General features: G+C 61.2%; 13 protein-coding genes and 1 tRNA gene. 5 read left to right on the top strand and 9 right to left on the bottom strand.

The window, feature by feature from the left end:
* Positions 1 to 6: 6 nt before the first annotated feature.
* The 5 genes from SPHS8_RS03075 to SPHS8_RS03055 all read right to left on the bottom strand — a co-directional run bounded on the left by SPHS8_RS03075 (position 7) and on the right by SPHS8_RS03055 (position 5018).
* Complete coding sequence (locus SPHS8_RS03075; protein ID WP_201513907.1) at positions 7 to 768, bottom strand: alpha/beta fold hydrolase; 762 nt, start codon at positions 766 to 768, stop codon at positions 7 to 9.
* The gene (locus tag SPHS8_RS03070) at positions 755 to 1459 is read right to left on the bottom strand and encodes a DUF2238 domain-containing protein (protein ID WP_201513904.1); all 705 of its coding nucleotides are present in this window, start codon (positions 1457 to 1459) and stop codon (positions 755 to 757) included. Before SPHS8_RS03070 ends, SPHS8_RS03075 begins: the two co-directional genes overlap by 14 nt.
* A 9-nt stretch (positions 1460 to 1468) precedes the next feature.
* Entirely contained in the window at positions 1469 to 2494 is a 1026-nt protein-coding gene (locus SPHS8_RS03065) for an aspartate-semialdehyde dehydrogenase (protein ID WP_097091533.1), read from the bottom strand.
* A 98-nt stretch (positions 2495 to 2592) separates the two neighbouring features.
* Positions 2593 to 4827 (bottom strand): S9 family peptidase, encoded by a 2235-nt coding sequence (locus SPHS8_RS03060; RefSeq protein ID WP_201513901.1) that lies wholly within the window; start codon positions 4825 to 4827, stop codon positions 2593 to 2595.
* A gap of 116 nt (positions 4828 to 4943) precedes the next feature.
* Positions 4944 to 5018 (bottom strand) — tRNA-Val (locus SPHS8_RS03055).
* Between the two features lie 136 nt (positions 5019 to 5154).
* Here SPHS8_RS03055 and SPHS8_RS03050 point away from each other — a divergent pair.
* Positions 5155 to 5280 (top strand): entericidin A/B family lipoprotein, encoded by a 126-nt coding sequence (locus tag SPHS8_RS03050; RefSeq protein WP_097091531.1) that lies wholly within the window; start codon positions 5155 to 5157, stop codon positions 5278 to 5280.
* 26 nt (positions 5281 to 5306) lie between these two features.
* Here SPHS8_RS03050 and SPHS8_RS03045 read toward each other — a convergent pair whose 3' ends face one another.
* Positions 5307 to 5495: a hypothetical protein gene (locus tag SPHS8_RS03045; protein WP_097091530.1), complete on the bottom strand. Its 189-nt coding sequence runs from the start codon at positions 5493 to 5495 to the stop codon at positions 5307 to 5309.
* Positions 5496 to 5670: 175 nt separating this feature from the next.
* Here SPHS8_RS03045 and hslV point away from each other — a divergent pair, with 175 nt between their 5' ends.
* On the top strand, positions 5671 to 6237 hold the full coding sequence (gene hslV, locus SPHS8_RS03040; RefSeq protein ID WP_097091529.1) for an ATP-dependent protease subunit HslV: 567 nt from the start codon (positions 5671 to 5673) through the stop codon (positions 6235 to 6237).
* A 128-nt stretch (positions 6238 to 6365) separates the two neighbouring features.
* The gene (gene hslU / locus SPHS8_RS03035) at positions 6366 to 7667 is read left to right on the top strand and encodes an ATP-dependent protease ATPase subunit HslU (protein ID WP_201513896.1); all 1302 of its coding nucleotides are present in this window, start codon (positions 6366 to 6368) and stop codon (positions 7665 to 7667) included.
* Between the two features lie 107 nt (positions 7668 to 7774).
* Here the strand turns inward: hslU and SPHS8_RS03030 are convergent, their stop codons facing one another.
* Entirely contained in the window at positions 7775 to 9301 is a 1527-nt protein-coding gene (locus SPHS8_RS03030) for an aminoacyl--tRNA ligase-related protein (RefSeq protein WP_201513895.1), read from the bottom strand.
* 81 nt (positions 9302 to 9382) lie between these two features.
* Positions 9383 to 9982 (bottom strand): polyhydroxyalkanoate synthesis repressor PhaR, encoded by a 600-nt coding sequence (phaR, locus tag SPHS8_RS03025; RefSeq protein WP_097091526.1) that lies wholly within the window; start codon positions 9980 to 9982, stop codon positions 9383 to 9385.
* On the opposite strand from phaR, the gene SPHS8_RS03020 reads away from it, so the two are divergent.
* Together SPHS8_RS03020 and SPHS8_RS03015 are read left to right on the top strand one after the other, a co-directional pair.
* The gene (locus tag SPHS8_RS03020) at positions 9981 to 11069 is read left to right on the top strand and encodes an alpha/beta fold hydrolase (RefSeq protein ID WP_201513894.1); all 1089 of its coding nucleotides are present in this window, start codon (positions 9981 to 9983) and stop codon (positions 11067 to 11069) included. The two genes, phaR and SPHS8_RS03020, sit on opposite strands and share 2 nt — an antisense overlap.
* A 45-nt stretch (positions 11070 to 11114) precedes the next feature.
* Entirely contained in the window at positions 11115 to 12287 is a 1173-nt protein-coding gene (locus SPHS8_RS03015) for an acetyl-CoA C-acetyltransferase (protein ID WP_201513893.1), read from the top strand.
* A gap of 43 nt (positions 12288 to 12330) precedes the next feature.
* On the opposite strand, the gene alr is transcribed toward SPHS8_RS03015, so the two are convergent.
* The gene (alr, locus tag SPHS8_RS03010) at positions 12331 to 13377 is read right to left on the bottom strand and encodes an alanine racemase (protein ID WP_201513892.1); all 1047 of its coding nucleotides are present in this window, start codon (positions 13375 to 13377) and stop codon (positions 12331 to 12333) included.
* Positions 13378 to 13445: the final 68 nt, after the last annotated feature.

Raw genomic sequence — 13445 nt, 5'->3', positions numbered from 1 at the left:
GGTCGGTCAGGAGGTCAGGAACTCCACCATTGCCTGCCCCAGTTCCTTCTTCGTGACCGCAGCCATGTGATTGCCCGGTATCTGGACATAGCGGCCGTTGGGGAGCGTATCGACGAGTTCCTGTGCCACGCCATTATCCTGATCATCGACGCCGCAGATGACTTCGGTGGGCTGCGTAAAGGTCGCGATCGTCTCGGCCGACGTGTCCACGAAGGTGTTCAGGATATGCAGCAACGCGACCGGATCGCCCTTCGTTGTCTTCAGGAAGGCTTCGGTCATCCATTCGGACGTGCCGCGCTCGAACGTGCCGAGATTGGTGAGAACATTGCGATAATAGCCGCCCTTGTCGAGCGTGTTGACCAGTCCACGCAGGCCCATGCCGGCAAGGATCACCCGGCGCGGGGTCGCGCCTCGAGCCAGCATCCGCACCGTGGTCCGCGCCCCGAGCGAATAGCCGCCTAAATCATAATCGGTGAGGCAAAGCTGGTCGATCACAGCCAGATTGTCTTCCGTGAGGGCGTCGGGCGGATAGGCGGCAGGATCATGCGGCTTGCCGCTTTCGCCATGCCCGCGCAGGTCCGGCATGATCAATCGGAAACCCGCCTCCACAAGCCGCGCGGCATGGCCGTAACGCACCCAGTTGGTCCAGGCGTTGGAGAAATAGCCGTGGATGAGGACAAGATCGCGCCCCTCCCCCGCAATATGCACTGCGATGGGAAGACCGCCCAGCCCTTCAACTTCCACTTTCTTCAGTTCAAGGTCGGTCATCATCATTCTCTTGCTGTGTGGCGACGCTCGATATGGACTTGGCGTCGCCTTGTCGATGCCGGCGCAGGCTCAATATCATCAGCGCGATGAATGCTCCTGCCTGAGCGGCAGCCATGTCCTTTTGCGGATCCCAGACGTCGCCTTGCTGGCCGTTATACCAGTCAGCCGTTTCTCCTTCGGCCACCAGCGTCAGCAGCCATTCGAAGCTTTCGTAAAGCGCACTGATGAAGCCGATGGTGACGAAACCGAAAGCGAGGCTCCAGCCAACAGCCATGCCGCCCTGTCGCCTTGCAATCTGTGCCAATGGATGGGTGAGCATCAGCCCGAAGGCGAAATGGACAAGCCGGTCATAGCCATTACGCTGCCACCCAAATGTGCTCGAAAGATCATGGCCGGTCAGGCCAAGCGCCCAATCGTCATAAGGCACATGAGAATAGATGTAGCGCCCGCCCAATGTGTGCAGGAGCAGGAACAGAAAAATGCAGGCGACTGCCCCGTCCGTCATCGGCCAGCGACGCAAGAGCCATGGCGCGGCGAGCGCAAGGGCCATGGTCGGGCCATGCTGTAATGGTGCGAGTTCGGGAAATGGCTGATTGATCTGGGCGGCGGCGACGGCGCTGACCAGCAGCAGGATCATCCGGCGCTGCGCTATCGGAAGGCTATTCCAAATAGCGGCAGCGCCGGACGTCATCAGTTGGCCTCAGCCCTTCTTCAAGTGACGGCGGCCCAGCAGTTCGGCGATCTGAACCGCGTTGAGCGCTGCACCCTTGCGCAGATTGTCGCTGACGCACCAGAGCGAGAGGCCATTGTCGATGGTCGAGTCCTCGCGAACGCGGCTGACGAAGGTCGCATAGTCACCCACGCACTCGACCGGGGTGACGTATCCGCCATCCTCGCGCTTGTCGACGAGCATCACGCCCGGCGCTTCCCGCAGGATGTCCTGCGCTTCCTTGGCCGAAATCTCGTTTTCGAACTCGATGTTCAGCGCTTCGGAATGGCCGACGAACACGGGCACACGCACGCAGGTCGCCGTGACTTTCACCTTGGGATCGAGGATCTTCTTGGTTTCCGCGACCATCTTCCACTCTTCCTTGGTGGAGCCATCCTCCAGGAAAACGTCGATGTGCGGGATCACGTTGAAGGCGATCTGCTTGGTGAACTTCTTGGGCTCGGCCGGATCGCCGACGAAGATGTTGCGCGACTGTTCGAACAGCTCGTCCATGCCTTCCTTGCCCGCGCCTGATACGGACTGGTAGGTCGCGACGACCACGCGCTTGATCTTCGCGGCGTCGTGCAGGGGCTTGAGCGCAACGACCATCTGCGCGGTCGAGCAGTTCGGGTTCGCGATGATGTTCTTCTTCGTATAGCCGTCGATGGCGTCCGGGTTCACTTCGGGCACGATCAGCGGCACGTCCGGGTCCATGCGGTAGAGCGAGCTATTGTCGATCACCACGCAGCCAGCGGCCGCCGCCTTGGGCGCGTATTCAGCCGTCGGGCCGGAGCCCGCGGCGAACAGGGCGATGTCCCAGCCGGTGAAATCGAAATGCTGGATATTCTGGCATTTGAGCGTCTTGCCGGTGTCACCGAAATCGATTTCAGTGCCCTGCGACCGGGGCGATGCGACCGCCGCGATCTCGTCAATCGGGAACTCGCGCTCGGCGAGAATGGTCAGCATTTCGCGGCCCACATTGCCCGTGGCACCAACGACGACGACCTTGTAACCCATGACTAAAGACTCCGCTCCATGCAAAATTGCGCAAGGGCGCGCCATAGCGTTGTCCCGCCAATTGTCCAGCATGAAGGAGCTTTGGGCGCCGATAGCCTTTATTTGTCCGGCTGCGGTTCTTCAGGTGCGGTTCCATTGCGGCGGAGGAAATCCTCGATCGTGCGCCACAGGTGGACGCTGATGCCGGGGCCACCGACGCGATGCGTCTGGCCGGGATAGACCATCATCTCGAAGGGGATAGCGGCGCTCTGCATCCGGGCCATCAAGGCGGTGGCGTTGTCGAACACGACATTGTCGTCCGACATGCCATGGATCAGCAACATCGGGTCCTTGATCCTGATGGCATCCTCGACCGCTCCTGATGCCGGATAGGCGCTTGGCCGGTCCTGCGGCTTGCCCAGGTAGCGCTCGGTATAATGGGTGTCGTAAAGCTCCCAGCGGGTCACAGGTGCACCCGCAATTGCAGCCGAGAAGAGCCCGGGCGCCTTTTCTAAAAGCTTGACCGACAAATAGCCGCCATAGGACCAGCCATAGGTAGCGATCCGCTTCGGATCGACATAGGGCTGCGCTTTCAGCCATTCGACGCCCTTCAGCTGGTCGTCGATCTCCACCGTCCCCATGGCGCGGTACAGCTGATCCTCGAACGCCTTGCCTCGATCCGGCGTCCCTCGGTTATCGATCGCGAAGACGATCCAGCCACGGTCCACCAGATATTGGTAGATGGGCGATCCCCACTGGTTGGTGACCACCCTCCCCGCTCCCGGTCCACCATAGTGAAGCATGAAGACAGGGTATCGCTTGCCCGGCTCCAGCGGTGGCGTCATGATCCGGGTGTAGAGCGTTGACCCGTCCGCCGCCCTGATCGTGCCAAAGCGCGTCTTTGCATGACTGGCGAGGTAAGGGGCGTAGGGGTGATCCCCTGTCAGAGCATTCTCGGACAGCCAGCGGATCTGCTTGCCATTGCTATCGGCGAGATAGACCTGCTTGGGCTGGTCCGTATTGCTGCGGGAGATGACAAGGCGCGTCGCGCCGCTGTCCATCACCGCATCGTTCCACCAGCCATCGCCGGTCAACTGCCGCAGCGCGCCCTTGCCTGACAGGGAAGCGGCGTAAAGCTGCTGCTCCAAAGGCGTTTCGCGATTGCCGGTGAAATAGACGGTGCCTTGCCGTTCATCCACCGCGACCACGTCTCGCACTTCCCAGGCACCGCTGGTGAGAGCTACCCACTTGCCGCCGCGGACATGATAGAGATGACCATGCCCGCTTTTCTCCGACCACCACAGGAAGCTACCATCACTCAGCGGCCTGAAATTGTTGCTTAGGTTGATCCAACTTTTCGCGCGTTCGGTGAGGACGATCCTCGATTTGCCCGTCGCTGGATCGACCGCCAGCAGATCGAGCCGCTTCTGGTCCCGGCTTTGCCGCTGGACATAGAATGTCCGGCCGTCTTTCGACCAATCGACCCGTGCGAGATAGATGTCGCTGTCGTCGCCCAGGTCGACCTTCACTTGCCCACGGCCATCCGGCCGCATGACATAGAGATCGACCAGCGCATTGGGCGTGCCTGCCGCAGGATAGCGTTGCTGGTAGACCTTCGTGCCCTCGCCACCGATCGCCGTTCGGGTGACGATGCCGACCGGACCTTCATCCACGCGCGCGACCGCTATCAACTGATCGTCCGGCGACCACCAATAGCCGGTCCTCCGATCCATTTCTTCCTGCGCCACGAACTCGGCCACACCCCAGTTGACCGTTTCGCTGGCGCCCTGCGTCACCTGCCGTTCCTGCCCGCCGATCGGCTGCACGAACAGGTTGCCGTCCCGCACGAAGGAGACGTAGCCCCCCTTGGGACTAACGACGCCGTTCAGTTCACTGGCCGGACTGTTGGTGAGCCGTGTGACCTGGCCGTCGAGCGACGCGAGGTAAAGATCGCCATCAACCGGGACGAGGATGCTCTTGCCATTGGGAGCCCAGTCATAGCTCGCGATCCCGGTGCTGCCAGCGATGGAGCGGTCCCGCTCACGCTGCATCTTTTCCGCTTCGGAAAGCTCCGCGCCGCTGCCGGTCTTCCTTGAATCCACCAGCATGCGCTCCGCCCCGGTCGCGCTGTCGATGGCCCAGAGGTCCAGCCGTTCCTTCTCGTCCGTGCGAGGCTTGAGTAGAGTGATAAGCTTGCCATCCGGGGAGAGCTTCAATGCTCGCGGCTGAGAGCCGGAAAGGTCCGGATTTGCGAAGACACGCTCCAGCGTCAGTTGCTGTTTTGCCGACGCTGGAACCGCAGCGCTTGCAAGCAGTGCCAAAACGGTTGCGCTGCCCTTCAACAAAGAGGACATCCTTATCCTTTCGCCTCGGCCAAGGCGGCCGAATATACCGCCGCGAGTTAACGCGGAGCTGACGAAAAGATCAATCTAGGGACATAATATTTCTCACCATGACCTAAGGTAGATCATGGTGGGCGCGACAGGGATTGAACCTGTGACCCCACCCGTGTGAAGGGTGTGCTCTACCGCTGAGCTACGCGCCCCTGATAAGGAGGATGCGGCCATTGGCATCGGCCAACGCTCCTGTCAAGACAGCCGTCGCCCGCAGGTGAAAATTGCGCATATTGCCTTTTCAGCATCAGATTTTAGTAGCTGGAACAATAAAGGGAGCGACTATCGATGCGTCAGACCATTGCCCTCATGATCACAGGGCTCCTTCTCACCTCATTGGCGGCATGCAACACGGTCAAGGGCGTTGGCCGCGACATTGAATCGGTCGGCCGGGCCGGTGAAAGGGCGATGTAGGGCCAGGCGGCTTTCCTTGCCGACGATTATTGAAGGACGCGGCCTACCATGGCCGCGCTTCTTTCCAGCTTGACGCCGTCGCAATCCGGCTCGCCACAGTCGCAAGCTGCGATGGTGTAGCGCACGCCGCACATCACCAGAATGTCATGGTCGAACATATAGTTGGAAATCCCCGCTCGTTCGACCTTCTCCCGCGCTCTGGCCTTTAGAGACATGCGAAATTTCCTTCCATTCACCGTCCGGACATGATCTTTGCGGCTCTGCACAAAGTCAATTGAACGGGATTGGTTCCTGAACCGATTGTCATAAATCCGTCCAGAAAATGACACGGACCAGCGCCTCCGGCTACTATGCTTGCGCGGTAGCCCATTCGATCCCATATGCCGCGCCATGAACGACCAACGCTCAAGCAGCATGCCGGTCTGGCATGGCACCACCATCATGTCCGTGCGAAAAAATGGAAAGGTCATCGTGGCTGGGGACGGCCAGGTTTCCATGGGTCAAACGGTGATGAAGCCCAACGCGCGCAAGGTCCGCCGCCTGCACGACGGTTCTGTCATCGGCGGGTTTGCCGGAGCTACGGCTGACGCTTTCACTCTGTTCGAGCGGCTTGAGGCGAAGCTGGAGCGCCATAATGGGCAACTTATGCGCGCTGCCGTCGAGCTGGCGAAGGATTGGCGGACCGACAAATATCTTCGCAATCTGGAAGCGATGATGATCGTCGCGGACAAGGAAGTCACGCTGATCCTGACCGGCAATGGCGACGTACTGGAACCGATCGGCGGCGTGGCGGCCATCGGGTCAGGCGGCAATTTCGCGCTCGCAGCAGCCCGCGCTCTTGTTGAATATGAGGAAGATGCAGAGACCCTCGCGCGCAAGGCGATGGCCGTGGCGGCTGACATCTGCGTCTACACCAATGACCAGCTGGTGGTCGAGGAACTGGCGAGCGTGACATGATGTGAAGCCCCTCCCGCAAGCGGGAGGGCGGGGTGGGCGTTCCTCCTATCCCGAAAAGTTGAAGCCGATTGCTTTCGCAATCGTCCACCCCCGGCCCCTCCCCCTTGCGGGAGGGGAGTGAGAAGAAGATGAACGACAATCTGACACCCAAGGCCATTGTTTCCGCTCTCGACGCGCACATCATCGGCCAGGCCGATGCCAAGCGCGCCGTCGCTGTAGCCCTGCGCAACCGCTGGCGCCGGCAGCGCCTGTCGCCCGACCTGCGTGACGAGGTGACGCCCAAGAATATCCTCATGATCGGCCCCACCGGCTGCGGCAAGACCGAGATCAGCCGCCGCCTCGCCAAGCTCGCAGACGCGCCGTTTGTGAAGGTCGAAGCGACGAAATTCACTGAAGTCGGCTATGTCGGCCGCGACGTGGAGCAGATCGTCCGCGATCTGGTCGAGGAAGCGGTGCGCCTGGAGAAGGATCGCCGCCGCGAAGCCGTGCGGGAAGCTGCGTCGGAGGCCGCAATGAACCGGCTGCTCGATGCGCTCACCGGCAAGGAAGCCAGCGAAGCGACCCGCCTCTCCTTCCGCCAGCGGATCGAGAACGACCAGATGAACGATGTCGAGGTCGAGGTGGAAGTCGCCGACAGCCCTTCCATGCCGATGGAAATACCCGGCATGGGCGGCCAGGTCGGCATGATCAACCTAAGCGACATGATGTCCAAGGCATTCGGTCAGACCCAGAAGAAGCGCCGCAAGCTGCGCGTCGCCGATGCATGGGACAAGCTGGTCGAGGAAGAACAGGACAAGCGGCTGGATCAGGACGATGTCGCCCGCGTGGCGATTGTCAGTGCTGAGCAGAATGGCATCGTCTTCCTGGATGAGATCGACAAGATCGCCGTTAGCGACGTGCGCGGCGGGTCAGTGAGCCGCGAGGGCGTGCAGCGCGACCTCTTGCCGTTGATCGAGGGCACCACGGTATCGACCAAATATGGGCCGCTGAAGACGGACCACATCCTGTTCATCGCATCGGGCGCTTTCCATGTGGCGAAACCCAGTGACCTGCTGCCGGAGCTTCAGGGCCGCCTGCCTATCCGCGTCGAATTGAAGGCCCTGACCGAAGATGATTTCGTGTCGATCCTGTCGGACACGAAGGCCAGCCTTGTTGCGCAATATCGCGCGCTGCTGGCGACCGAGGGCGTGACGATCGACCTCACGGCGGACGGTATCCGCGCAGTGGCGAAGATCGCTGCGGAAGTGAACAGCGAGGTCGAAAATATCGGTGCCCGCCGTTTGCAGACCGTGATGGAAAAGCTGCTGGAAGATGTGAGCTTCGACGCCGAGGACCGTCAGGGCGAGACGCTGGTGATCGACGCGGCCTATGTAGGGAAGCAGCTGAACGACGTGGCGCGCAACACCGACCTCAGCAAATATGTGCTGTAACTGCTCCCCTACCGCTAGCGGGAGGGGCCGAGGGTGGGCGCGAGCGTAGCGAGCCTCCTTCAGAGGCCCCAGCCGTCATCCCTCCCGGCTACGGGAGGGACGATTGATTAGTAGCTGCGCCCCACAAGCACTCGCTCCACCGCCTTGTCACCGGTGAAGACGCAAGCCCCGTCAGCCGCTTCCGCATCCAGCGGAACGTTGCGCAGCGTGAGCTTCTCGCCCTTCAGCCATTCGATCACCTTGTCGAGAGCCGGACCCGTGGGCTTGGCCCATTGCACCAGCGCCCATCCCTGCTTCTTGCTCGCGGCAAAATAGGCTTTCAGGGCATCCAGGGATGTGATCGACTTATCGATATTACCGTGCAGCCGCGCCTGAGCATCCACGAACAGCGCCTGCTGAATATCCTCCAGCATTCCGGTCGCTGCGCCCAGGAAGTCGCCTTTCGCAACGATCTGGCTATCGAGCTTGCCATCCTCACGATACAGCCGGTCGCGGCGCAGCACTGATACATTGCCGCCCGCAACATCACGGCCGCCCACTTCGATCACGATCGGCGCGCCCTTCTTGACCCAGCCCCAGCGCTTGTTCGCTGCCTTGGCGGGCCGCTTGTCCAGAAGCGCGCGGACGGGTTCGCGGAACACATCCTGCTTGTTCAACGCTGCGACCAGATCGCCGCAATAATCCAGGATCGCAGCATCCTCGTCATTGTCGCGCAGCATCGGCACGACCGCGATCTGATAAGGAGCAAGACGCGGCGGCACGCGCAACCCGTCATCATCGCCATGCACCATGATGAGGCCGCCGATCATGCGGGTCGACATGCCCCAGCTGGTCGTCTGCGCCAGTTCCTGCTGCCCTTCTGAATTCTGGAACTTGATGCTCTGCGCCTGGGAGAAGGTGGTGCCCAGGAAATGCGACGTGCCAGCCTGAAGCGCCTTGCCATCCTGCATCATCGCTTCGATCGAATAGGTTGCAACGGCGCCGGGGAAACGTTCATTCTCCGGCTTCTCGCCAGCCACCACCGGCAGCGCGACGCATTCCTCCGCGAAGCTGCGATAGACCTCCAGCATCTTCATCGTCTCTTCCATCGCCTCATCGACGGTGGCGTGCGCCGTATGCCCTTCCTGCCAGAGGAACTCGGCGGTCCGCAGGAACATCCGGGTGCGCATTTCCCAGCGGACCACATTGGCCCACTGGTTGATCAGAACCGGCAAGTCGCGCCAGCTTTGCACCCAGCGCGAGAAGGCGGCGCCGATCACCGTTTCGGACGTCGGACGAACCACCAACGGCTCCTCCAGCTTCGCCTCCGGATCGGGCACCAGCTTGCCGTCCTTCTGGATCAGGCGGTGATGCGTGACGACCGCCATTTCCTTGGCGAAGCCGTCCACATGCTCCGCTTCCTTTTCAAAATAAGAAAGCGGGATGAAGAGCGGGAAATAGCAGTTTTCGTGGCCGGTCGCCTTGATCCGCTCGTCGAGCAGCTTTTGGATGCGTTCCCAGATGCCATAGCCCCAAGGCCGGATGACCATGCTGCCGCGCACGCCGCTTTCCTCGGCCATGTCGGCTTCGGAAATGACGGCCTGATACCAGGCGGCGAAATCCTGTTCACGGGTAACGGAAAGGGCGTGCTTCACGGGTCAGGCCTTGTTCTTCGACTTGAAAGGATGGCGCGCCATAAGGCAAGCGCGCCGTCCCGTCGACCCCGAACGCGCTGCTCAGCCCAGCTTGTCGATCTTCGCATTGAGGGCGGAGAGCTGCGCCTTCAGATCCGCGATCTCATCGTCCTTGCTGCTTTCGGAAGCGGCTGGTGCGGGAGCGACAGCACCGGGCATACCGGGCATACCAGGCATGTTGGGCATGCCGGGAACCTTGCCGAATGCGTTGGCGGCCGCTTCGAACATCTGCATGTTGCGCTTGGCGATCTCCGCGAGCGGACCGCCGCCAAAGGCGCCCTTCATCGCTTCCTGGAACTGCATCTGGTTCTTCCGGAACGCGTCCATCGACGCTTCCAGATATTGCGGGACCATCGACTGCATGGAATCGCCATACATGGCGATCAGCTGCCGCAGGAAGTTGACCGGCAGCATGTTCTTGCCCCGCTGCTCTTCCTCCATGATGATCTGCGTCAGGACATTATGCGTGATGTCCTCACCCGTTTTTGCGTCCACGACCACGAACTCGCGCCCCTCACGAGTCATTTGCGACAGCAAATCCAATGTGATGTAACTCGACGTTTCCGTGTTATAGAGACGCCTGTTCGCATATTTCTTGATGATGACCGGCTCTGATTCATTGGCGGTCTTGGTTTTGGCCATGGATTCCTCTCCCACACCTGCACTTTCCGCATTAGCACAAGGGGTTGCCGCACCGCAACATGGCCCACGCCCATTGCCCTTGTTTCTCGACATTTTATGGCGTGAAACGGAAGGCAATGCTGATTTGCGGCGTGCGGCCTTTCAGGGGTTGCGCAAATATCAGGAAGCCCAAAGGCCTCCGTCGCCCCCCGCGCCATCGGTCTTTGCTGCGGCAGGAAGTGCCAGATTGCTGCGTTACGGCGCAGATAGTGGCAAGGCGCCGGTGATCTTCATACCATCGCTTATCAACCCTCCGCAGGTGCTGGACCTGTCGGAGGGACGATCCATGTTGCGCCACATGGCTGCAGCAGGACATGACGCTTACCTCATCGATTGGGGCAGTCCCGGCACAGAGGATGCAAAGCTGGGCCTGGCAGAGCATGTTACCGAGCGCCTGATCCCGATGCTGAAGTCACTCCCCCACCCGCCGATCCTGGTAGGATACTGCCTTGGCGGCAGCCTGGCGCTTGGCGCTGCGGCCCTGGCCGATGTCGCAGCAGTCGCCACCATCGCTGCGCCTTGGCAGTTCGACGGCTTCCCCGACGCGGATCGCGACCTTATCGCGTCGCTTTGGCGGGGCGCCAAGGCGACAAGCGAGCGTCTCGGCTATGTGCCGATGGAGGTTCTGCAATCGGGTTTTTGGGCGATGGACCCAGCACGCACCATCCGCAAATATGCTGCTTTTGCTGGAATGGAGCCCGGCTCCGAGGCCGAGCGCGCATTTCTGGCGGTCGAAGATTGGGCAAATGGCGGCCCGCCACTGACATTCGCAGCGGGAGAGGAATTGTTCGAGAGCTTCTATGGAAGCAATCTTACAGGACGTGGCGAATGGCAGATCGATGGGAGGAAAATCGATCTGGCGGGCCTTGGACGCCCCACATTTTCCGTCCGGTCGGCCACTGACCGGATCGTCCCCGCCACCGCAGCACCCGACCTTGCGGACGGCTTCACCCTCCAACTTGGCCATGTCGGCATGATCGTCGGCAGCAGCGCCCGCCAGCTGCTTTGGGAGCCCTTGTCCCTTTGGCTTTCAACGCACGGGGGTTGATGATATTGCGGCGCGGAACCGCCCTTTTCATCAAGGATCAGGATTGTGTCAGACATCGTCATCACTGCCGCCAAGCGTACTGCCGTGGGCAGCTTCATGGGTGCCTTCGGCACGACGCCAGCACATGAATTGGGACGCACCGCCATCGTTGCGGCGCTGAGCCAGGCTGGTGTGGCGCCCGAAGAGGTGGATGAGGTTATCCTCGGCCAAATCCTGACGGCCGCTCAAGGTCAGAACCCTGCGCGTCAAGCTGCGGTGAACGCAGGCATTCCGGTGGAGCGGACGGCGATCGGCCTTAACCAGCTGTGTGGATCGGGTTTGCGTGCCGTGGCGCTGGCTGCACAAGCGATCAAGGCCGGCGATGCCCGGATCATGGTGGCAGGCGGACAAGAAAGCATGTCGCTCGCCCCGCACGCCCAATATCTGCGGGCTGGCGCGAAGATGGGCCCGATCTCGCTGATCGACACGATGACGCATGATGGCCTGACGGACGCGTTCAACAATTATCACATGGGCGTCACGGCGGAAAATCTGGCGGAGAAATATCAGATCAGCCGCGAGACGCAGGACCAGTTTGCCGTCGCCAGCCAGAACAAGGCCGAAGCCGCGCGCGCGTCGGGCCGGTTCAAGGATGAAATCGTTCCCGTCACTGTGAAGGGACGAAAGGGTGATACTGTCGTCGATGCGGACGAATATGTCCGCGCTGGCGCGACGCTCGAAGCGATGCAGAGTTTGCGACCCGCGTTCAAGAAGGATGGCACGGTCACTGCGGGTAATGCCAGTGGCATCAATGACGGTGCTGCCGCTCTGGTTCTCATGACCGCGGCCGATGCCGCTCAGCGCGGCGCCACTATTCTGGGCCGCATCGCCAGCTTTGCGACCTGCGGCGTCGATCCCGCAATCATGGGCATCGGCCCCGCTCCGGCAACCCGCAATGCTCTGGCCAAGGCGGGCTGGTCACTTGGCGACCTCGACCTGATCGAAGCCAATGAAGCCTTCGCCGCGCAAGCTCTGGCGGTCGGTCAGGAACTGGGATGGGACGCCGGCAAGGTCAATGTGAATGGCGGCGCAATCGCCATCGGCCATCCGGTGGGTGCGTCCGGCGCCCGGGTGCTGACCACGCTGCTGTATGAGATGCAGAAGCGCGATGCGAAGAAGGGACTTGCAACCTTGTGCGTCGGGGGCGGCATGGGCGTCGCCATGTGCATCGAACGTTGAACTGAATAAGGCCGCCGACGTACCTACGGCGGCCCGTTCTCATCTAGAACCAGACCCGATCGAAACGGGCACCGAGGCTCGTCAGCAACTCATATTGCGACAGGCCCGATAGAGCGGAAGCGGCGGGCAAGTCATAATCGATGTCCAGCCAGTCCCCCTCCCTGACCGACGGCATCGCGGAGACATCCACAGCGATCAGGTCCATCGACACGCGGCCCACGACAGGCAAGTCCGTTTCCCCAGCGCTGACCACGCCACGCCCCGAGAAGCAGCGCAGATAACCATCGGCATAGCCAAGGTTAAGCACGGCTATTTCCGTGTCCGTCCTGGCGAGATGGGTCGCGTTATAGCCGATGCTGTCTCCGGAAGGGACAAAACGCCGTTGCAGCACCTGCGCCTGCGGAAAGACCACTTGAGCGATTCCCTCTGACGCCTCCGGCCGGGGTATCCCGCCATAAAGCGCGAGCCCGGGACGTGTCAGATCAAATGCATAGGCTTGTCCCAGGCAGATGCCTGCGCTGTTGGCGAGACTATATCGACGCGCTGGAACATGAGCGCGCAAGTTGCTGAATCGCTCAAGTTGCTGCGCGCTAAGATCCGTATCCTCGTCGCCCGATGCCAAGTGGCTGAGCAATGTGTCGACCGACAGCCCGCTCATTTGTGCAGCGACATCGCTCCGCCAGTCGAGCCCGAGCCGGTTCATGCCCGTATCGACCATCACATCACAAAGGCCGCCGCCAGCGGCTTTCCAACGTCCGATCTGATTGGCAGTGCAGAGCACCGGGCGAGCCCTTGACGAAAGTGCCCTACCCATGTCCTCGGCACGCACGCCGTGGAAAACGGACAGGTTGATTCCGTCCTGCAACATATGTTCGAGCGAAGCCGCTTCTGTCCAACTCGATACGAAGAAGTCGCGGCATCCCGCATCGAGCAGGCGGCGCATGACCTCCACAGCGCCTGTGCCGTAGCCATCCGCTTTGATCGCCGCCCCGCACGCCGCAGTCCCGCTACGCCGTTGCAACCATCGCCAATTATTTACGAGCGCACCCCCGTCGAGGCGGAGGCGAAGCGGAGCAGTAAAATTGGTCATCGGTGATGCGATAGCGGCATCATCTGCGAGCGTCGAGGGTTCAGCCACCCTTGATCAAGCGGATGGAC

This window comes from Sphingobium sp. S6 (assembly GCF_905120495.1).
Lineage (GTDB): Bacteria > Pseudomonadota > Alphaproteobacteria > Sphingomonadales > Sphingomonadaceae > Sphingobium > Sphingobium agri.
Note: the sequence above shows the minus strand (reverse complement) of the source record. Positions and strands in the feature narration are given on the sequence as shown.

Coding starts and splice junctions, on each gene's coding strand:
- SPHS8_RS03065 (WP_097091533.1), bottom strand. CDS start 2,494: ATGGGTTACAAGGTCGTCGTCGTTGGTGCCACGGGCAATGTGGGCCGC.
- SPHS8_RS03045 (WP_097091530.1), bottom strand. CDS start 5,495: ATGTCTCTAAAGGCCAGAGCGCGGGAGAAGGTCGAACGAGCGGGGATT.
- SPHS8_RS03050 (WP_097091531.1), top strand. CDS start 5,155: ATGCGTCAGACCATTGCCCTCATGATCACAGGGCTCCTTCTCACCTCA.
- alr (WP_201513892.1), bottom strand. CDS start 13,377: ATGACCAATTTTACTGCTCCGCTTCGCCTCCGCCTCGACGGGGGTGCG.
- hslV (WP_097091529.1), top strand. CDS start 5,671: ATGAACGACCAACGCTCAAGCAGCATGCCGGTCTGGCATGGCACCACC.
- SPHS8_RS03070 (WP_201513904.1), bottom strand. CDS start 1,459: ATGACGTCCGGCGCTGCCGCTATTTGGAATAGCCTTCCGATAGCGCAG.
- hslU (WP_201513896.1), top strand. CDS start 6,366: ATGAACGACAATCTGACACCCAAGGCCATTGTTTCCGCTCTCGACGCG.
- SPHS8_RS03060 (WP_201513901.1), bottom strand. CDS start 4,827: ATGTCCTCTTTGTTGAAGGGCAGCGCAACCGTTTTGGCACTGCTTGCA.
- SPHS8_RS03020 (WP_201513894.1), top strand. CDS start 9,981: ATGGATTCCTCTCCCACACCTGCACTTTCCGCATTAGCACAAGGGGTT.
- SPHS8_RS03075 (WP_201513907.1), bottom strand. CDS start 768: ATGACCGACCTTGAACTGAAGAAAGTGGAAGTTGAAGGGCTGGGCGGT.
- phaR (WP_097091526.1), bottom strand. CDS start 9,982: ATGGCCAAAACCAAGACCGCCAATGAATCAGAGCCGGTCATCATCAAG.